Below are 18,430 nucleotides of genomic sequence, written 5' to 3' on the forward strand. Positions count from 1 at the left end.
GCTCCGATCCGTATCACCGACCCCACCACCGGCCTCACCCGCTGCTTCACGCCCGCCGCCCGAGCCGCCGGGAACGATCAGTCGTTGCCCGAGAAGATGGCGATCAGGCGCAGGAACTCCATGTAGATCCAGACGAGCGTCATCGTCAGACCGAACGCGGCGAGCCAGGCCTCTTCCTTCGGGGCGCCGTACGCGATGCCGTCCTCGACCTGCTTGAAGTCGAGGGCCAGGAAGCAGGCGCCGAGCAGGATGCCGACGATGCCGAACGCGATGCCGAGGCCACCGCTGCGGAAGCCGAGGCCGTCACCGCCGCCGAAGACCATGAACAGCAGGTTCACGGAGGTCAGCAGCAGGAAGCCGAGGGCCGCGGCCATCACGAAGCCGTAGAAGCGGCGGTTGACGCGGATCCAGCCCGCCTTGTAGGCCACGAGGACGCCGATGAAGACGGCCATCGTGCCGAGCACGGCCTGCATGGCCGCGCCGCTCGCGATGCGGTTGTCGACGACGCTGGAGACGACGCCGAGGAAGACGCCTTCCAGTGCGGCATACGTCAGGATCAGCGCGGGCGAGGCCTTGCGCTTGAAGGCCTGGACGAGGCCGAGCACCATCGCGACAAGGCCGGCGCCGATCGCGATGCCGTACGACTTGCTGATGTTCGCGTCGTCCACCGGCAGCAGCGCCCAGGCGAGCGCGGCCGTGACCACGAGCGTGCCGAGCGTGGTCGCGGTGCGCATGACGACGTCGTCCATCGTCATGCGTCCCGCGGTGGTTACGGGCGCCTGGGGCGCGCCGTGCTGCAGGTCCTGCTGGGCGTACGGATTGGTGGCGTAGGGATTGGTCGCCGGGGCCTGCTGGCCGCCTGCGTACGGATTGCCCTGCGCGTACGGGTTGCCCTGCTGGGTCTGGGTCGCGGCTGCGGGTCCCCCGGCCTGCGGCTGCGCGCCGAAGCCGGCGAAGCCGTTGTCGCGGCTGAACCCCCGTCGCGAGAAGACCGGGTTACTGCTCCTCATTTCACTCCTCCATGGCCACCGTGTGTGGCTTTGCCTCAAGAGTAATGCGTAGGCAAAGGGATGGGCCTAGTGCTTGGGGAGGATCTTTCCCTCTCTGTGAGGGAGAACGCTCGACCCGGGGCGTACTGTTCCCGGATCGGTACCGTTCCGCCGCCCGGGTGACCCCGCGGGCCAGGAGGGAGTGGTGCCAGCGGCACCTTCGTCAATCAGCGGATGTGCCCGGAGCCGGACTCGAACCGGCACGCCCCCGAGGGGCAGCGAGGTTTAAGCTCGCCGTGTCTGCATTCCACCATCCGGGCAGGCCATGGGCTCCGCGTCGAGGCTTCGACCCTATCGGGAGGCATCCCCCGAACAGCGGAAGGACAGCCCGATGTTGTCTTATTTTATTGACGTCTGAGGGTGCATCAGCCGTTGTCACGGTCCGTTGGTACATGCCGGAGGCCCTTCCCCGGGCCCGGCCGGTCTCGTGGGCCTCTGCACGGAATGACGGAATTTAGCCCTCCCGGCGCTCCCGGTCCCGCTTTCTCCTCCTTTCCGCATCAGGGACGCACGTCATCCCCAGGTATGACAGGACGCCCTCAAGTCCGACTCAAGAGGGCCCCGGGAACCGGAACAGCGGCTGACTACAGCGCGCTGATCGGCCGGGACGATGGAGTACGTCCCCACTCGTCGTCCCGACAGGAGCACCACCCCGTGACCACCACCCCTTTCGCCACTCGCGCCACCGCCGTGGCCGCGCGCGCCACGGAACTCTCCAAGGTGTACGGACAGGGTGAGACCCAGGTGGTCGCCCTGGACCGGGTCTCCGTCGACTTCGGGCAGGGCGAGTTCACCGCGATCATGGGCCCCTCGGGCTCCGGCAAGTCGACCCTGATGCACTGCGTCGCCGGCCTGGACAGCTTCAGCTCGGGCTCCGTGCGGATAGGCGACACCGAGCTGTCCACGCTCAAGGACAAGCAGCTCACGAAGCTCCGCCGCGACAAGATCGGATTCATCTTCCAGGCGTTCAACCTACTGCCGACCCTGACAGCTCTGGAGAACATCACGCTGCCGATGGACATCGCGGGCCGCAAGCCGAACCGCGAGTGGGTCGAGCAGGTCATCGAGATGGTCGGCCTCTCCGGGCGCCTCAAGCACCGGCCCACCGAGCTCTCCGGCGGCCAGCAGCAGCGCGTGGCCGTGGCCCGCGCGCTCGCCTCCCAGCCGGAGATCATCTTCGGTGACGAGCCGACCGGAAACCTCGACTCGCGCTCCGGCGCGGAGGTCCTCGGCTTCCTCCGCAACTCCGTGCGCGACCTCGGGCAGACCGTCGTGATGGTCACCCACGACCCGGTCGCCGCGTCGTACGCGGACCGCGTGATCTTCCTCGCGGACGGGCGCGTCGTCGACGAGATGCACCGGCCGACCGCGGACGGGGTGCTCGACCGCATGAAGCACTTCGACGCGAAGGGCCGGACCAGCTAGGCGCCGGTCACCCCCCTCCTCGACTGCGGGTCGGCCGTGGCTGGTCGCGCAGTTCCCCGCGCCCCTGAAGGGGCGCTCCGCCGCCCCTCCCTTTTCACCTGGACTCCCACCCATGTTCCGTACCGCCCTGCGCAACGTGCTCACGCACAAAGCCAGGCTGTTGATGACCGTGCTCGCCGTCATGCTCGGCGTCGCCTTCGTCTCCGGCACCCTCGTCTTCACCGACACCTTCGGCAACGCCTACAAGAACAAGTCGGCGAAGAGCTTCGACCACGTCTCCGTCGCCATCACGTCCGACAGCACCTACTCCGGTGACGACAGCCACGGCCCCAAGCAGAAGCCCGAGCTCACCGACTCCCTCCTGAAGAAGGCCGACGGGCTGCCCGGCGCCGGTTCCGTGCTCGGCTCCGTCTCCGGCTTCACCGCGCTCGCCGACAAGGACGGCAAGCTGGTGGGCGGCGAGTGGGGCACCACCGGCGCCAACTACTTCCCGGGCAAGGACGGCAAGGACCCGCGCTACGACTTCACCGAGGGCGCCGCCCCGAAGTCCGCCGGTGACATCGCCCTCGACTCCCGCACCGCCGGCCGTACCGGCTACAAGGTGGGCGACTCCGTCCGCTACTCCACCGACGGCCCGGTGCGCACCGCGAAGGTCAGCGGCATCTTCGACACCGACGAGGGCAGTGTCGTCGCGGGCGGCAGCCTGGTCGTCTTCGACAACGAGACGGCGCTCAAGGCGCTCAACAAGAACCAGTACGACGAGATCGACGTGAAGGCGGCCGCGGGCACCTCCGAGGCGGCCCTGGAGAAGTCGGTCGAGAAGATCCTGCCCAAGGACTCCTCGACGATGACGGGCGGCGAGCTCAAGGCCCAGCAGGACGACATGATCGAGGAGCAGACCAGCTCGATGAGCCAGATCCTGCTCATCTTCGCGGGCATCGCGCTCTTCGTCGGCATCTTCATCATCGCCAACACCTTCACCATGCTGGTCGCCCAGCGCACCAAGGAGCTCGCGCTCATGCGGGCCGTCGGCGCCTCGCGCCGCCAGGTGACGCGCTCCGTGCTGATCGAGGCGTTCCTCGTCGGCATGATCGCCGCCGTGAGCGGTTTCGCGCTCGGCATCGGCGTGGCCGTGGGCCTGGAGTCCCTGATGAACTCCGCCGGCGCCTCGCTGCCCGACGGACCGCTCGTCATCGCGCCGACCACGATCGTCGTGGCACTGCTCATCGGCGTGGTCGTGACCATGCTGGCCGCCTGGCTGCCGGGCCGCCGCGCCGCGAAGATCCCGCCGGTCGCCGCGATGAACAGCGTCCACGCGACGCCGACCGTGCGCGGCCTGGTGGTCCGCAACACCATCGGTTCGCTCATCGTCGCGCTCGGCGCGGTGATGCTCTTCATGAAGGACAACTACGTGAAGTCGGGCGGCGCGGGCGTCATGCTCGTCGGCGTCATCGTCCTCACGCCGCTGCTGTCGCGTCCGTTCATCGCCGCGTCGGCGCCGCTCCTGAAGCCGTTCGGCGTCCCCGGCAAGCTGTCGCGCCTCAACTCGGTGCGCAACCCGCGCCGCACGGCCTCCACGGCCGCGGCCCTGATGATCGGCCTCACCCTCATCACGGCGATGACCGTGGTCGCCACCTCGATGAGCACCGCCATCAACAAGATGGCCGCCGGCGCCATGAAGGCCGACTACAGCGTCTCCATGGCGAACTTCCAGCCGCTGGCCCCCGAGGTCCGCGAGAAGCTGGCCAAGCTCCCGGACGTCGCGGCGACCACCCCGCTGCGCAGCACCAACGGCGAGGTCGACGGCGGCTACGTCCCCATCTCCGGCGTCGACCCGAAGACCTTCGGCAAGCTGGTCGGCCTGGACTTCACCAGCGGCTCGGTGGAGGGCCTGAAGTCCGGCGGCGCGCTCGTCGACACGGACACCGCCAAGGAGAAGGGCCTCAAGACGGGCGACACCTTCCCGCTGAAGTTCGACGACGACGGCAAGAAGGTCGAGCTGAAGGTCGCGGGCGTCTACGAGGGCAACGAGATGCTCAACGGCCTCTTCGCGCCGACCTCCGCCGTCGACCCGCACCTGACCAAGGTCGTCGACAAGCAGGTCCTCGTGAAGATGAAGGGCGGCACCTCCGGCAAGGCCGAGGACACCATCGTCGACGCCCTCGGCGACAACCCGGCCATCACCATCCAGGACAAGGACGCGATCAGCAACCAGGTGGCCGGCGCCATCAACATGATGCTGAACATGCTCTACGGCCTGCTCGCCATGGCCGTCCTCATCGCGGTGCTCGGCGTCATCAACACCCTCGCGATGTCGGTGTTCGAGCGGAAGCACGAGATCGGCATGTTGCGGGCGATCGGCCTGGACCGCGCGAAGGTCAAGCAGATGGTGCGCCTGGAGGCGGTCATCATCTCCCTGTTCGGCGCGGTGCTCGGCATCGGTCTCGGCCTCTTCATGGGCTGGGTCGCGGGCGGCACCATCGCGAACAGCGTCTCCACGTACTCCATGGAGATCCCGCTCGGCCGGATCGTGATCTTCCTCGGGATCGCGGCCCTGGTCGGTGTCCTCGCGGCGATGTGGCCGGCCCGCAGCGCGGCGAAGCTGAACCCGCTGATGGCCATCAAGAGCGAGTAGCCGCGCGGGCTTGAGCGGTACACGAGTCGGGCCCGGACGTCGATGCGTCCGGGCCCGACGCGTTAGCCGCGCCAGTCCCTTGTCCGCAGGCTCAGACCCGACGCCCCGGTCTCCGGGGTCTTCACGGCGAGGACCTGGTTGACGCCGATGCGGTTGTGTTCGAAGGCGAGCGCGGAGGCGGCCATGTAGAGGCGCCAGATGCGGGCTCGGCCGGGTGAGGTGAGCTGCTGGCCCTCCGCCCAGCGCGCCTCCAGGTTCGCGACCCAGCGGCGCAGGGTGAGGGCGTAGTGCTCGCGGATGGACTCCAGGTCGCGGACCTCGAACCCGGCCCGCTCCAGGAGCGCCACCGTGCTGCCCACGGGTGCCAGCTCCCCGTCGGGGAAGACGTACGCGTCGATGAACTCGTCCACGGAGTACGCCGATTCGTCGGCCTGCGGGCGCCGCGCGATCTGGTGGTTGAGCAGCCGCCCGCCGGGCCTGAGGAGGGCGTACAGGTCGCGGGCGTACTCCAAGTAGCGTTCGCCTCCGACGTGTTCGGCCATGCCGATGGAGCTGATGGCGTCGTACGGCCCGTCGCGCACGTCGCGGTAGTCCTGGACGCGGATCTCGATCCGGTCCGTCAGCCCCTCCTCGGCCACCCGCTTCCTGGCGTAGGCGGCCTGTTCCTGGGAGAGGGTGACGCCCACGACGCTCACGCCGTGCTCGCGTGCCGCGTGGATCGCCATGGAGCCCCAGCCGCACCCGACGTCGAGCAGCCGTATGCCGGGCTTCAGGCCGAGCTTGCGGGAGACGAGTTCGAGCTTGTCGCGCTGGGCGTCCTCCAGGGTGCCGTCGGGCGTCTCCCAGTAGGCGCAGGAGTAGACCATCGAAGGGCCGAGCACGAGCTCGTAGAAGTCGTTGCCGACGTCGTAGTGGTGGCTGATGGCGCGGCGGTCGCTGCCCTTGGTGTGCAGGTGGAGACGGCCGTGTCTGCGCATCTCCTCGGGCGGCGGGGCGGGCGGCAGGAAGGGGGCGGAGAGGGCGAGCAGGGAGCGGGCCGCGGCGCGGAACTCCGGGTCGCGCAGGGACTGCCGCAGGCTCCTGGCATCGTCGTCGCGCTCCCAGATGAACTCCGCCATCGTGTCCAGGGCCTGGTAAAGGTCGCCCTCGACGTCGAGGTCACCGGCGACCCAGGCGCGGGCGAGGCCCAGCTCGCCCGGCTTCCACAGGAGGTGGCGCAGGGCGCGGCGGTTGCGCACGACGAGGGCGGGGGCGTTCGGCGGGCCCGACTCCGACCCGTCCCAGGCGCGGATACGTACCGGCAGCGGGGCTCCCGTGAGCTGCTCGGCGAGGGTCTTCAGCCGCTGTGCGGCGTCCTGCATGGCGCACACCTCCGTGGATGGGGCATCCCTTTGTTGTGACAATGAGGGAAAATCCCGGAACGGTCCAACACCACGTCAACACCGGAGGGGCCGGACGCAGTCCCGTCGCCGCGTCACGGTACGGCAAAATAGATGCCCCCGGCATCTATTTTTTCGCCGACGTGCCGCCTCGCCGGCATGCCGAAGGGGCCGCCCGCACCACGGATGGCGGGCGGCCCCTTCGGGGTGGAACGGTGACGCGAGGTCAGGAGGCCTTCGCCCGCTCCTCGGTCTTCACCGCGGGAGCCGGCTCGGCGGCGGCCGCGGGCTTCGGGGCGGGCTTGGCCGCCTCGTAGAACTCCTCGCGCGGCGTCTCGATGGCGCCCAGCGAGACGACCTCGCGCTTGAGGAACATGCCCAGCGTCCAGTCCGCGAAGACGCGGATCTTGCGGTTGAACGTCGGCATCGCCATGCCGTGGTACGCGCGGTGCATGTACCAGGCGAGACGGCCCTTGAGCTTGATCTTCATCTTGCCCATGACGATCATCGCGACGCCCTTGTGCAGGCCGAGACCGGCGACCGCACCCTTGTTGGCGTGGCTGTACTCCTTCTGCGGGAAGCCCCGCATGCCGGAGATCACGTTGTCGCCGAGGACCTTCGCCTGCCGCAGCGCGTGCTGGGCGTTCGGCGGGCACCAGGCGTTCTCGTTGCCGGCCTTGCGGCCGACGACGTCCGGCACCTGGGCGTTGTCGCCCGCGGCCCAGATGTAGTCCGTGCCCTGCACCTGGAGCGTCGTCTGGGTGTCCACGTGGCCGCGCGGGCCGAGCGGCAGGCCGAAGCGGGACAGCGCCGGGTTCGGCTTGACGCCCGCGGTCCACACGATCGTGTTCGAGTCGACTTCGAGGCCGTTGTTGAGGACCACGTGGCCGTCCACGCAGGAGTCCATGCCGGTCTTCAGGTAGACCTCGACACCGCGGCCTTCCAGGTGCTCCTTGCCGTACTGGCCGAGCTTCGGGCCGACCTCGGGGAGGATCTTGTCCGCGACGTCGACGAGCACGAAGCGCATGTCTTCGCGCTTCACGTTCTTGTAGTACTTGGCCGCGTCGCGGGCCATGTCCTCGACCTCGCCGATGGTCTCCGCGCCCGCGAAGCCACCGCCGACGAAGACGAAGGTCAGCGCCTTGCGGCGGACCTCCTCGTCGGTCGTGGAGTCAGCCTTGTCCAGCTGCTCAAGGACGTGGTTGCGCAGGCCGATGGCCTCCTCGATGCCCTTCATGCCGATGCCCTGCTCGGCGAGGCCGGGGATCGGGAAGGTGCGGGAGACCGCGCCCATCGCGATGACCAGGTAGTCGAAAGGCAGCTCGTACGCCTCGCCGACGAGCGGCGCGATCGTGGCGACCTTGCGGTCCTGGTCGATGGTGGTGACCCGACCGGTGAGGACTTCCGCCCTCGGCAGTACGCGCCGCAGCGGTACGACGACGTGCCGCGGCGAGATGCTGCCGGCGGCGGCTTCGGGGAGGAAGGGCTGGTAGGTCATGTACGAACGGGGGTCGACGACCGTGACGGTCGCCTCTCCGAAGCGCATCTTCTTGAGAATGCGCCGAGCTGCGTACAGGCCTACGTACCCACCGCCTACTACGAGGATCCTGGGACGCTCCGTGGTGCTCATGCCATCGAGTATCCACCCGCCCGGCGGGGGTCGCTCGTGCGCCCCTTCACAAGCATGCCAAGGGCCTCTGCTACACTTCGCCGCCCACGTGACCGAGGTCATGGTGCCGGTGGGGAACCACGATGCCACACGAGTCGTTGTGCACCCCTTGTGAGCTGCACTCCGATCCTCCGCCCGCCCTGATCCGGAACCCCTCACCGCACTCCGGTCACCCGCACGAAACATCCCGGCCACGACCCCGGCCCTTCGAAAAGCCCCCTTTAGACCCCCCGAGCCCGTCGAACCTCGCCCAACAGGGCCTTTTTCCTTGTGAAGAACTTCACGAACTTTCCCGACGGACTGTCGCCGGAGAGTCTTCCGGCCCCCCTGGCGACCGCTCAAACGCTACAGGAGGCGCTCAAGCGATAGCGCGGTGAGAGGCCGCCCAATGCCAGAACACCTCAGCTGCGTGATCAGCCGGCAGCCTGCTCGATGGCCTCGAAGATGTCCGCGTCGGTCTGCTGCTGCCATTCCGGAAGGTCGGGCCAGTCAGCCACGTATCCCGGCTTGGGGTCCTCGAAGTGCTTGAACATCTGCGCCGTCCATGCGGTCGCCACGAACCGGCTCTTCTGCTCACGGCTCAGACGTGAGGCGTGGCCTCCGCTGAGTTCGAGGAACTGCCGCACTTGCTCGTACACCGCGCCTGCGGCCTGCCGCTCCCACTCCGGCGTTCCGTCCCAGGGAGTCACATAGCCCGGCTTCGGCTCACCTGGGAAGTGCTTCCGCACACCCGCGATCCACGATTCGCGGAACAGGCGGGCACCCTCGGTCTGCGACACGGCAACCCCTCTCGTCACGTGGTGCTCAATGCGGCAATCTCGGCGCCCAACGCAGCAACGCGGGAGCCGGCCTCAGCGCCCCCGCTTACCGGATTCGACCTCTTCTGCCACTTTGTAGGCGATGCCGTCCAGGATGTCGTGCTCGCTCACCACGACCTCCTGTGCGCCGACCCTGTCCATGATCGCCAGCAGGACCAGGGCGCCCGCCGCGATGACGTCGACGCGGCCCGGGTGCATCACCGGGATCGCTGCGCGCTCGTCGTGCGTGGCGTGTGTGAGGCGGTCCACGATGGCGTTCACCTGGGCGTACGGGATGCGGGCGTGGTGGATCGCGCGCCAGTCGTACGTGTCGAGGCCGAGCGCGATCGCGGCGACCGTGGTCACCGAGCCCGCCAGGCCGACCAGGGTGCGGGCCTCCTTGAGGGACACCGTGCGCTCGGCCAGGTCGAGGGCGGCCTCGATGTCGGCGCGGATCGCGTCGAGCTGCTGCGGCGTCGGCGGGTCGGTGACGACTCCGTCGCGTACGAGATGACGCTCGGTCATGCGGACGCAGCCGACGTCGACCGAGCGGGCGGCCTGGACATGGTCCGTGCCGACCACGAACTCCGTGGAGCCGCCGCCGATGTCCACGACCAGGTAGGGCGTGGCGACGTCGTCGCGGCCCGTCAGCTCCTTGGTGGCGCCGGTGAAGGAGAACTCGGCCTCCTGGTCGCCGGAGATGACCTCGGGCTCGACGCCCAGGATGTCCAGGACGCCCTGGACGAACTCGTCGCGGTTCTCCGCGTCGCGCGAGGCGGACGTGGCGACGAAGCGGACGCGCTCGGCGCCGTGCTCCTTGATGACGGCGGCGTACTCGCGGCAGGCCGCGAAGGTGCGCTCCAGCGCCTCGGGGGCGAGGCGCCCCGTCCTGTCGACGCCCTGGCCCAGCCGGACGATCGTCATCCGCCGGTCCAGGTCGACCAGTTCGCCCGTGGCCGGGTCGGCGTCCGCCACCAGGAGGCGGATCGAGTTCGTGCCGCAGTCGATGGCGGCGACCCGGGTCACGCCGTCTCCTGCGAGGAGGGCGCGCACGGGGTGACGCAGGGGCCCTTCGCCCACCACTCCGGCAGCATCGCGATGGCCTCGTCGCCCAGCGGGTTCACTCCGGGCCCCGCGGCCAGGGAGTGGCCGACGAGGACGTGCAGGCACTTCACGCGGTCCGGCATGCCGCCCGCGCTCGGGAAACCCTCCAGGACCTCGATGGCGTCCCGGCGCGCGATGTAGTCCTCGTGGGCGGCGCGGTACTGCTTCGCCAGCTCCTCGTCGGTCGTGAGCCGCTCCGACATCTCCTTCATGACGCCGTTGGCCTCCAGCGTGCCGATCGCGGAGGCGGCCCGCGGGCACGTCAGGTAGTACGTCGTCGGGAAGGGCGTCCCGTCCGGAAGGCGCGGCGCCGTCTCGACGACGTCCGGCTGACCGCAGGGGCAGCGGTGCGCGATGGCCCGCAGGCCGCGCGGCGGTCGGCCGAGCTGCTGCTTGAAGGCCTCGACGTCGGCGTCGGTGGGCTCGGTGCGCGGGGTGCTCGGCGGGGGCGTTTCCATGCCTGTCTTTCGTGTCAGTTGTCAGTTGTCAGTCGTCGGGGGGCGTCGGGAGTCAGTCGGCGGGGCGGTCGGCCTTGTCCACGCCGTCCCAGACGTTCGAGTACCAGGGGCGCGCGGCCGCCCCCTGGTCGGTGCGGCGGCTCCGCGCCGCCGCCGGGTCGATCACCGTGAAGCCGGTCTCGCCCGGCATCACGTAGTGCAGGCGGTCCCGGATGCGCTGCTCCGCGTACGCGTCGTCCTGCCAGCGGGCCTTCTCGTCGCGGAGCTTCTCGACGTCCGCGCGGTGCTCGGCCTGCTGTCTGCGCAGGTCGTCGATCTCGGCGCGCTGCGAGACGTACTGCCGCATCGGGTACGCGAGCGCGACGACCAGGGAACAGAGCACGAGCGCGAGGAGGGCGGCCCGGCCGGTGAGCCGGGAGCGGCGGGCCTGGCGCTTGGTCTGGGAGCGGTAGACGCGCTCCGCGGTCTGCTCGCCGAGCAGCCGCAGGCGGGTCGCGGTGGAGAACCGGTCCTTGGTCCCGGCCTTGCCCATGGTTCCGCCTCCCCAGCGCAGCGCCTGCACGTACGTACGTCCCCGCACACGGTACGGGACCGGGTGCGGGGACGTAGGTAACTACGTGGCTGCGCGAGCGTGCTCAGCCCTTGAAGCGGGGGAACGCGCTGCGGCCCGCGTAGACCGCCGCGTCGTCGAGGATCTCCTCGATGCGCAGGAGCTGGTTGTACTTGGCGACGCGCTCGGAGCGGGCCGGGGCGCCGGTCTTGATCTGGCCGCAGTTGGTGGCGACGGCGAGGTCGGCGATGGTGACGTCCTCGGTCTCGCCGGAGCGGTGGGACATCATGCACTTGAAGCCGCTGCGCTGGGCCATCTCGACGGCGTCCAGGGTCTCGGTCAGCGAACCGATCTGGTTGACCTTGACGAGCAGGGCGTTGGCCGAGTTCTCCTCGATGCCGCGGGCCAGGCGCTCCGGGTTGGTGACGAACAGGTCGTCGCCGACGAGCTGCACCTTGTCGCCGAGCTTCTCGGTGATGGCGTTCCAGCCGGCCCAGTCGTCCTCGAACAGCGGGTCCTCGATGGAGACGAGCGGGTACGAGGCGACGAGCTCCTCGTAGTACTCGGTCATCTCGGCGGCCGAGCGCTCCTTGCCCTCGAACTGGTACTTGCCGTCCTTGTAGAACTCGGACGCGGCGACGTCGAGGGCGAGGGCGATCTGCTCACCGGGAACGTAACCGGCCTGCTTGATGGCCTCAAGGATGAGGTCGAGCGCGGCGCGGTTGGAGTCCAGGTTCGGGGCGAAGCCGCCCTCGTCGCCGAGACCGGTGGAGAGGCCCTTGTCCTTCAGGACCTTCTTCAGCGTGTGGTAGACCTCGGTGCCCCAGCGCAGGGCCTCGGAGAAGGACTCCGCGCCGATCGGGGCGATCATGAACTCCTGGATGTCGACGTTCGAGTCGGCGTGCGACCCGCCGTTCAGGATGTTCATCATCGGGACGGGCAGCAGGTGCGCGTTCGGGCCGCCGAGGTAGCGGAACAGCGGCAGGTCGCTGGCCTCGGAGGCGGCGTGCGCGACGGCGAGCGAGACGCCGAGGATGGCGTTGGCGCCGAGCGAGCCCTTGTTGTCGGTGGCGTCCAGGTCGAACATGGCCTGGTCGATCAGGCGCTGCTCGGTGGCGTCGTAGCCGACGAGCTCCGGGCCGATCTGCTCGATGACGGCGAGGACGGCCTTCTCGACACCCTTGCCCTGGTAACGGTTGGGGTCACCGTCACGGAGTTCGATGGCCTCGAAAGCACCGGTGGAGGCACCGGACGGAACGGCGGCACGACCGGTGCTGCCGTCGTCGAGGCCGACCTCGACCTCGACCGTGGGGTTGCCTCGGGAGTCCAGGATTTCCCGGGCTACGACGACGTCGATGGACGGCACGAGCATCTCCTTCTGGGATGTGACGCGTTTACGCGAGCCGCTTCGGCCCTGCGTCTCCTGAGCCTAACCGGCTCCGGGCCTTCGGCCAGCCGACCGCCCGTCCCCTGGGACGGCACAAAGGCCATATGGCCCGGAAACAGGGCGTAAGACCATGTTCTCTACTCGCTAGTAGCGAACACGGGGGCCCTGAGACGGCGTGGAGACGCGGGTGGACACGGGTGCGGACATGGCCCCGCCCCGGTGCGTACGGGGGATACGCGCACCGGGGCGGGGAGCCCGTGGGGACGGGGGGTACGGCCGTGCGTCCGCCGAGGCACGGCCGTGACCGGCCGGGTCAGCTCAGGTGGAGCTGCTGGCCCGGGTAGATCATGTCGGCGTTGTCGATGATGTCGCCGTTGAGCTTGTAGACCTTCTGCCAGCCGCCCTTGACGTGCTCCGCCTCGGCGATCTTCGACAGGGTGTCGCCCGTCTTGACCTTGTACTCGCCGTCGCCCTTCTCGACCTTCTTGCCGGTCGGGGTCTCGACGGTCTTCTTGCTCTCGGTCTGCGGCGTCGGCTGCGGCTTGGGAGCGGCCTGCTTCGGCGCGGCCTGCTGCTGCGGAGCGGCCTGCTGCTGCGTCTGCTGCGGCTGCGGCTTGCTCTGCTGCTGCGGGGCCTGCTGCTGCGAGCCGCCACCGCCGCCGCCGTTGTACGAGGCACCCGAGAGGCCGACGCCACAGCTCGGCCAGGCGCCCTTGCCCTGGCCGGCGAGGACCTTCTCGGCGATCTCGATCTGCTGGGCCTTGGAGGCCTTGTCGGCGGTCGGCGCGTACTTCGTACCGCCGTACGCGGCCCAGGTGGACGGCGAGAACTGCAGCCCGCCCTGGTAGCCGTTGCCGGTGTTGATGGACCAGTTGCCGCCGGACTCGCACTGGGCGACGGCGTCCCACTCGGACGCGGTGGCGGCGGAGGCCGAGCCGGCCGCCATCAGCGGGGCGGCGACGGCGGCGCCGGTCACGCCGACGAGCGTGGCGACGCGAGTGGCCTTGGACGGGCGACGGTGCTTGCCCTTGCCGGAAAGCAGCATGAGTTGATCCCCTACACCGACGCCTGCGAGGTGAGCTGTCGGGTTCGGGCCGATGTGGTTGCCCGGCCGCTCTCTCGCGAGTGCGACTTCACCCCTAGCCGTTTCCGGCACTTACCTTGGGTCCCCCGCTCCTGCCCACGGCGCTCTTGAGCGACGACTGTTCCCGTCCGGCCGTTGGCAGGATTCGGCGTACCGACCGGCGGGGCTCACCAGTGGCGAGCGGTCACGACCGTAGACACGCTCCCCACCGAATTTCAAAGACGATCAGGGCTTCTGAGACCCATCTCTCACTCGCGCCAAACCGGACAACACAGGTCAAGTCCCCCGCCGACGCATCGTCAATTTCCGTTACTTTTCGCCCAGATCGAGGCTCTGACCGGGGAGGATGAGGTCCGGGTCGGCTCCGACGGTCTTCTTGTTCTCGCTGTAGAGCTCGTGCCATCCGCCGTCGACCCCGAAGTCGTCCGCGATGACCGAGAGGTTGTCCCCGGAGCGCACGGTGTACGTCCCGTCGGCGACCTTGCCGGAGCGGTCGCCGCCGCGCGAGGCGTGCCGTCCGGGACGGTCGCCGGCGCTGTCGCCCTCGTCCGCGCGGTCGCCGCGGTGACGGCCGGAGGAGGAGCCGTTGGGGTCCGTGGCGTCGTCGGCCGGATCGGTCGACTTCTCGGGCGCGGGCGAAGTGGTGTCCTCGCCGCCGGACTTGCCGGACTCGCCCTTGTCGTCGGCCTTTTCGGCGTCGTTCTCGCCGCGCTTGTCGGCGTCGTCGACCTTGTCGCCCTTTTCGCCGGACTCGTCGTGATTCTTGTCTCGCGTGTCGCCGCCGGAGGGCTTCTCGGAGGACTTGTCGGCCTCCTCAGGGGCCTTGGAGTCCGTGGAGTCCTTTGCGTCCGTGGAGTTTTCTGCGTCCGTGGAGCCCTTGGCGCCGTCAGACCCCTTGGAGTCGGCCGGGTCCTTCCGGCCCTCCGAGCCGCTCGAATTGTTCGAGTCGGAGGGCTTGGGCGTGATGGGGCCGCCCGGGTCGACGTCGGCCGCGGCGCCGTCCTTGCTGAGCCCGGCGATCGGGGCGCAGCTCGGCCACGCCGCGGTGCCCTTGTCGTCGAGGATCTTCTCGGCGACGGCGATCTGCTGCGAGCGGCTGGCCTGGTCGGCGCTGGTCGCGTAGTCCAGGCCGCCGTACGCCTCCCACGTCTCCTGCGAGAGCTGGAGGCCTCCGTAGTAGCCGTTGCCGGGGTTGGCGCTCCACGCGCCGCCGCTCTCGCACTCGGCGAGCTTCTCCCACGTGGTGGTCTCGGCCGCGCTCGCGCTGGTGGCGCCGAGCAGTGGGATGGCGATGGCTGATCCGGTGACACCTGCCGCGACGATGAGGGCCGGGGCCTGGCGGGGGCGTCGGTGACGACCATTGCCGGAGAGCATGCGAGTGCCTTTCAGGAGACTGCAGCGACGACTTGGGCGCCTGGGGCGCTCAAGTCGTCGTGAACGTAGTCGCAGTCGAACGCTTGTCACAAGTCGATGCAGCGGAGATCACGCAAACATCACAGTCCTGACGGCTCGTCAGCAGGGTGTACTCCGGACACCGTTTTCTGTGCGGTTGTGAACTCCACGGGCAGGGTGCGCAGTCCTCGCATGATCAGCCCGCCACGCCACCGCAAATCGGCGGGGTCCGCGGCCAATTGCAGGTCGGGGAGGCGGCGCAGGAGCGTCGCGAGGGCGGTGCGGCCTTCGAGACGGGCGAGCGGGGCGCCGAGGCAGTAGTGGATTCCGTGGCCGTATCCGAGGTGTTGGTTGTCACGGCGGGAGAGATCGAGGGTGTCGGGGTCGGCGAACCGGGCGGGGTCGCGGTCGGCGGCGGCGAGCACGACGAGGACGGGGTCGCCGGCCGCGATGTCCTGGCCGCCGATGCTGAGCGCTTCCGTCGCGAACCGCCAGGTGGCGAGCTCCACGGGCCCGTCGTAGCGGAGCAGCTCCTCGACGCCGGTCTCCAGGAGCCCGGTGTCGCCCTCCTCCAGCGCCTGCTGCAGCCGTTCGCGCTGCTCGGGGTGGGTGAGGAGGGCGTACACGCCGTTGCCGATGAGGTTGACGGTGGTCTCGAACCCGGCGAAGAGGAGGATGAAGGCCATCGCGGCGGCCTCGTTCTCGGTGAGGTGCTCGCCGTGGTCGGAGGCCTTGATGAGGCCGGAGATGAGGTCGTCGCCCGGTTCGAGGCGCTTGCGGTGGATCAGCTCGGCGAGGTAGCCGCGCATCTTCTTCACCGACCGTGCGACGCCGCCCCGCGGCCCGCCCCCGTGCCGGATCATCATGCCCGCCCAGTCGCGGAAGTCGTCCTGGTCCTCGCGGGGGACGCCGAGCAGGTCGCAGATGGCGTAGATGGGGAGGGGGAAGGCGAACTCGTGGATGAGGTCGGCGGTGCCCTCCTGGGCGAACCGGTCGATGAGCCGGTCCGTCAGCTCCTGCACGCGCGGCGCGAACTCGGCGACGCGCCGCGGAGTGAACGCCTTCGCGACGAGGCGGCGCAGGCGGGTGTGGTCCGGCGGGTCGATGTTGAGCAGATGCGTCATCAGCTCGGCCTTGCGCTCGCCCGGGATGCCGGTCTTGCCCTTGGCGTGGGCGGGCTCGGCGTGGTGGGCCGGGTTCTTGCTGAGCCGCTGGTCGGCGAGGGCCTGCCGGGCATCCGCATACCGGGTGACCAGCCAGGCCTCGACCCCACTGGGCAGCCGCTGCCTGCTCACGGGCTCGTGCTCGCGCAGCCAGGCGTACGCGGGATAGGGATCGGTGGCGAACTCCCAGGTGAAGAGCTCGGGCTGCGGGGGCGTCCCGGGTCCCGGGGCGGCTCCTGCGGGGCAGGTGGGGGGCGGCTGGTCGTGCATGCGGTGACGGTATCCCTATGGGGAGCCGGGACTCCTCCTTGGAGGGGTGGGGACGCGCTAGTCGAGGTCTGGGTCCCGGGTGTGGGCCGGAGGGGGGCCAATTGGGCGGAGGAGGCCCTTCAGGCGGTGGGTGGCCGAGGTGTCGCCCTCGGACTCGGCGATGCGGAAGTAGTGGACCGCCAGGTGCTGGTGGACCTGGCCGAGCAGCGCGGCCGCGCCGGGCTCGCCCGCCTCGGCGGCGGCCGTGAGATAGGGGACCGCCTCCTGGTACGCGACCCGGGTCGCGAGGAGATGGCCGAGGCGGCCGGCCGCGCGCGCGTGCCCGCGGTCGGCGGCCTTGCGGAACCAGTCCTCGGCCGCCGCCGTGTCCCCCTCGTCCCCGGCCAGCAGCCCGAGCCATGCCATGGCGTCCGCGTCCCCGTTCGCGGCGCGGGGCATGAGGGTCAGCCGGAAGGCACCCGTCAGGGCGCGCAGCTCGGCCGGGTCGTGCGGCTCCAGGTCCTCGTACGCGCGGAGCCACACGCGGTCCGGCACCGGCTCCGTCAGATCGGAGCGGGTCGCGTCCGCGATCAGCGAGCCGTACGCCCGCCAGGTGCCGGGCCACTCCCCCGGTACGAGCAGTCCCGTCACGCCGTGCCGGAGCCCGGTGGCCCAGGCGAGCGCATCCTCGAACTTCGCGTCGCGTGCGTGGGGGCCTTCCAGGTCGTACTCCTCCTGAACCTGCCTCAGCAGTTCGGGCGTGACGCCCCGCGTCAGTCCGCACCGCGCCAGGTCGATCGCCGCACGCACCAGCAGGTGCCCGAGCAGCCGCGTGCCCGCGCGGCGCGCCCTGCGCCACTCCTCCCACAGGTCAGGGCCTAGCGCGAGGAACTCCGTGACGCCGAGGGTCCCGCGCCAGCGGACGGCGTCCGCGAGCCGCGGGTCGTCGACCGCCGCGAGCCGCGCCAGCTCCGCCCCGCTCCACTCGGTGGGGACCTCGACGGTCTGCGCGATGCTCAGGACGCGGGCGGCCGGGTGGTGTCCGAAGCGGTGTTTCTCGTACGCCGCGTCGCGCATCGTCGCGAGGACCAGGACGCGGTCATGGGTGAGCTGCGCGAGGACGCCGGGCGTGCCGGGCTCCGCGAGGTGGCCGTCCAGGTCGTCGAGCCACACCACGTGGGTGTTCCCGGGCTCCCGGCCGCGGAGCTGGTCCGGGAGGTCGCCCAGGTTCGCTCCGCCGCCCGCGACGAAGACCCGGGTGTCGTCGGGGACACTCGCCCGCAGCGCCGCCCACGCCGTCGAGGTCTTCCCGGACAGGGGGCCGCCCGTGACGATGACGAGACCGCCGTAGTGCGCGGCCTGCTTCAGGAGGACGGACAGTTCGTCGTCGCAGTCCCTGGTGACGTAGGGCGGCAAGGCCGTCGCACCGGGGAACCGGCGGGTGGGGCGCACGCCGAGGCCGAGGCGGCGCAGCCCGCCGAGGCGGGGCCAGCCGTCGGCGGCGGCGTGCTGGGGTGCGGGTTGCGCGGGCGGCGCGTTGACGGTGACCGAGCCGATGGAGTCGGCCTGTACGACGGCGGCCTGGGTGCCGCCGGTGACGGAGTTCCGCGCGCCAGGGCCGGCCTGCGCCCCGGCCTCCTTCTCCTGCCCACTCCCGGACTGGCCGGCGGTGTACCAGGCGGGGGGTGTGTAGTCGATGGCGAAGTCCCCGGTGATGTCGGCGGACTCGGTGGCCTCGGCCGTGCCGCGCTCGCCGCCCGCGACGAGGGCGGAGTCGGCCACGATGATGCGAAGGCGGTCCGCCCGCAGTCCGCCGCCGGTCCTGAGGCAGTCGTACAGCACCCCGTTCCAGAACCGCCGCAGCACGCCCCGGTCACCGACCTGCGCGATCACCTGCGTCCTGTCGATGTCGAGCTCGTTCTCACCGGCCCTGGCGCCCGACTGCCGGAAGAACTCCCCGAACTCGTCCCGGGCCCACAGCCAGCGGTTCCTGCTCCCCCACATCGCCCCCACGAGGACATCCGCCGCCTCGGCGGCCAGCGCCTCCAACTCCGTTGCCACTCAAGCCCCCACGCCGTCGTACCGCCCT

General features: G+C 70.1%; 14 protein-coding genes, 1 tRNA gene and 1 riboswitch. Of the genes, 2 read left to right on the top strand and 13 right to left on the bottom strand.

Annotated elements, in window-relative coordinates; all coding sequences use genetic code 11:
• Positions 1-77: 77 nt before the first annotated feature.
• The gene (locus AB0H82_RS30740) at positions 78-1,010 is read right to left on the bottom strand and encodes a Bax inhibitor-1/YccA family protein (protein WP_362998495.1); all 933 of its coding nucleotides are present in this window, start codon (positions 1,008-1,010) and stop codon (positions 78-80) included.
• A 216-nt stretch (positions 1,011-1,226) separates the two neighbouring features.
• Positions 1,227-1,309 (bottom strand) — tRNA-Leu (locus AB0H82_RS30745).
• A gap of 394 nt (positions 1,310-1,703) precedes the next feature.
• Between AB0H82_RS30745 and AB0H82_RS30750 the strand changes: the two genes are divergently transcribed.
• Positions 1,704-2,474, top strand: a complete 771-nt coding sequence (locus AB0H82_RS30750; protein WP_362998497.1) for an ABC transporter ATP-binding protein — start codon at positions 1,704-1,706, stop codon at positions 2,472-2,474.
• A gap of 112 nt (positions 2,475-2,586) precedes the next feature.
• A complete protein-coding gene (locus tag AB0H82_RS30755; protein ID WP_362998499.1) occupies positions 2,587-5,109 on the top strand; it encodes an FtsX-like permease family protein in 2,523 nt (840 codons plus the stop codon).
• A gap of 62 nt (positions 5,110-5,171) precedes the next feature.
• Here the strand turns inward: AB0H82_RS30755 and AB0H82_RS30760 are convergent, their stop codons facing one another.
• From AB0H82_RS30760 to AB0H82_RS30810, 11 genes are all read right to left on the bottom strand, one after another.
• Entirely contained in the window at positions 5,172-6,470 is a 1,299-nt protein-coding gene (locus tag AB0H82_RS30760) for a cyclopropane-fatty-acyl-phospholipid synthase family protein (protein WP_362998501.1), read from the bottom strand.
• Between the two features lie 244 nt (positions 6,471-6,714).
• Complete coding sequence (locus AB0H82_RS30765; RefSeq protein ID WP_362998503.1) at positions 6,715-8,118, bottom strand: NAD(P)/FAD-dependent oxidoreductase; 1,404 nt, start codon at positions 8,116-8,118, stop codon at positions 6,715-6,717.
• 452 nt (positions 8,119-8,570) lie between these two features.
• Positions 8,571-8,936 carry a hypothetical protein gene (locus tag AB0H82_RS30770; protein ID WP_362998505.1) on the bottom strand — a complete coding sequence of 122 codons (366 nt, stop codon included), beginning with the start codon at positions 8,934-8,936 and terminating at the stop codon, positions 8,571-8,573.
• Positions 8,937-9,008: 72 nt separating this feature from the next.
• The gene (locus AB0H82_RS30775; RefSeq protein WP_362998507.1) at positions 9,009-9,980 is read right to left on the bottom strand and encodes a Ppx/GppA phosphatase family protein; all 972 of its coding nucleotides are present in this window, start codon (positions 9,978-9,980) and stop codon (positions 9,009-9,011) included.
• The gene (locus tag AB0H82_RS30780; protein WP_362998509.1) at positions 9,977-10,516 is read right to left on the bottom strand and encodes a DUF501 domain-containing protein; all 540 of its coding nucleotides are present in this window, start codon (positions 10,514-10,516) and stop codon (positions 9,977-9,979) included. Before AB0H82_RS30780 ends, AB0H82_RS30775 begins: the two co-directional genes overlap by 4 nt.
• Positions 10,517-10,568: 52 nt before the next feature.
• Positions 10,569-11,048, bottom strand: a complete 480-nt coding sequence (locus tag AB0H82_RS30785; protein WP_362998511.1) for a septum formation initiator family protein — start codon at positions 11,046-11,048, stop codon at positions 10,569-10,571.
• Positions 11,049-11,151: 103 nt separating this feature from the next.
• Complete coding sequence (gene eno, locus AB0H82_RS30790; protein WP_362998513.1) at positions 11,152-12,432, bottom strand: phosphopyruvate hydratase; 1,281 nt, start codon at positions 12,430-12,432, stop codon at positions 11,152-11,154.
• 334 nt (positions 12,433-12,766) lie between these two features.
• Positions 12,767-13,498 carry a transglycosylase family protein gene (locus AB0H82_RS30795; RefSeq protein ID WP_362998515.1) on the bottom strand — a complete coding sequence of 244 codons (732 nt, stop codon included), beginning with the start codon at positions 13,496-13,498 and terminating at the stop codon, positions 12,767-12,769.
• A 4-nt stretch (positions 13,499-13,502) separates the two neighbouring features.
• Positions 13,503-13,651, bottom strand: a riboswitch (cyclic di-AMP (ydaO/yuaA leader).
• A gap of 195 nt (positions 13,652-13,846) precedes the next feature.
• A complete protein-coding gene (locus tag AB0H82_RS30800; RefSeq protein ID WP_362998517.1) occupies positions 13,847-14,911 on the bottom strand; it encodes a transglycosylase family protein in 1,065 nt (354 codons plus the stop codon).
• A gap of 119 nt (positions 14,912-15,030) precedes the next feature.
• Complete coding sequence (locus tag AB0H82_RS30805; protein ID WP_362998519.1) at positions 15,031-16,362, bottom strand: cytochrome P450; 1,332 nt, start codon at positions 16,360-16,362, stop codon at positions 15,031-15,033.
• Positions 16,363-16,419: 57 nt separating this feature from the next.
• Complete coding sequence (locus tag AB0H82_RS30810; protein WP_362998521.1) at positions 16,420-18,402, bottom strand: SCO5717 family growth-regulating ATPase; 1,983 nt, start codon at positions 18,400-18,402, stop codon at positions 16,420-16,422.
• Positions 18,403-18,430: the final 28 nt, after the last annotated feature.

The sequence above is a fragment of the Streptomyces sp. NPDC050732 genome (assembly GCF_040654255.1).
Lineage (GTDB): Bacteria > Actinomycetota > Actinomycetes > Streptomycetales > Streptomycetaceae > Streptomyces.

Coding starts and splice junctions, on each gene's coding strand:
- AB0H82_RS30805 (WP_362998519.1), bottom strand. CDS start 16,362: ATGCACGACCAGCCGCCCCCCACCTGCCCCGCAGGAGCCGCCCCGGGA.
- AB0H82_RS30760 (WP_362998501.1), bottom strand. CDS start 6,470: ATGCAGGACGCCGCACAGCGGCTGAAGACCCTCGCCGAGCAGCTCACG.
- AB0H82_RS30800 (WP_362998517.1), bottom strand. CDS start 14,911: ATGCTCTCCGGCAATGGTCGTCACCGACGCCCCCGCCAGGCCCCGGCC.
- AB0H82_RS30785 (WP_362998511.1), bottom strand. CDS start 11,048: ATGGGCAAGGCCGGGACCAAGGACCGGTTCTCCACCGCGACCCGCCTG.
- AB0H82_RS30755 (WP_362998499.1), top strand. CDS start 2,587: ATGTTCCGTACCGCCCTGCGCAACGTGCTCACGCACAAAGCCAGGCTG.
- AB0H82_RS30765 (WP_362998503.1), bottom strand. CDS start 8,118: ATGAGCACCACGGAGCGTCCCAGGATCCTCGTAGTAGGCGGTGGGTAC.
- AB0H82_RS30795 (WP_362998515.1), bottom strand. CDS start 13,498: ATGCTGCTTTCCGGCAAGGGCAAGCACCGTCGCCCGTCCAAGGCCACT.
- AB0H82_RS30780 (WP_362998509.1), bottom strand. CDS start 10,516: ATGGAAACGCCCCCGCCGAGCACCCCGCGCACCGAGCCCACCGACGCC.
- AB0H82_RS30740 (WP_362998495.1), bottom strand. CDS start 1,010: ATGAGGAGCAGTAACCCGGTCTTCTCGCGACGGGGGTTCAGCCGCGAC.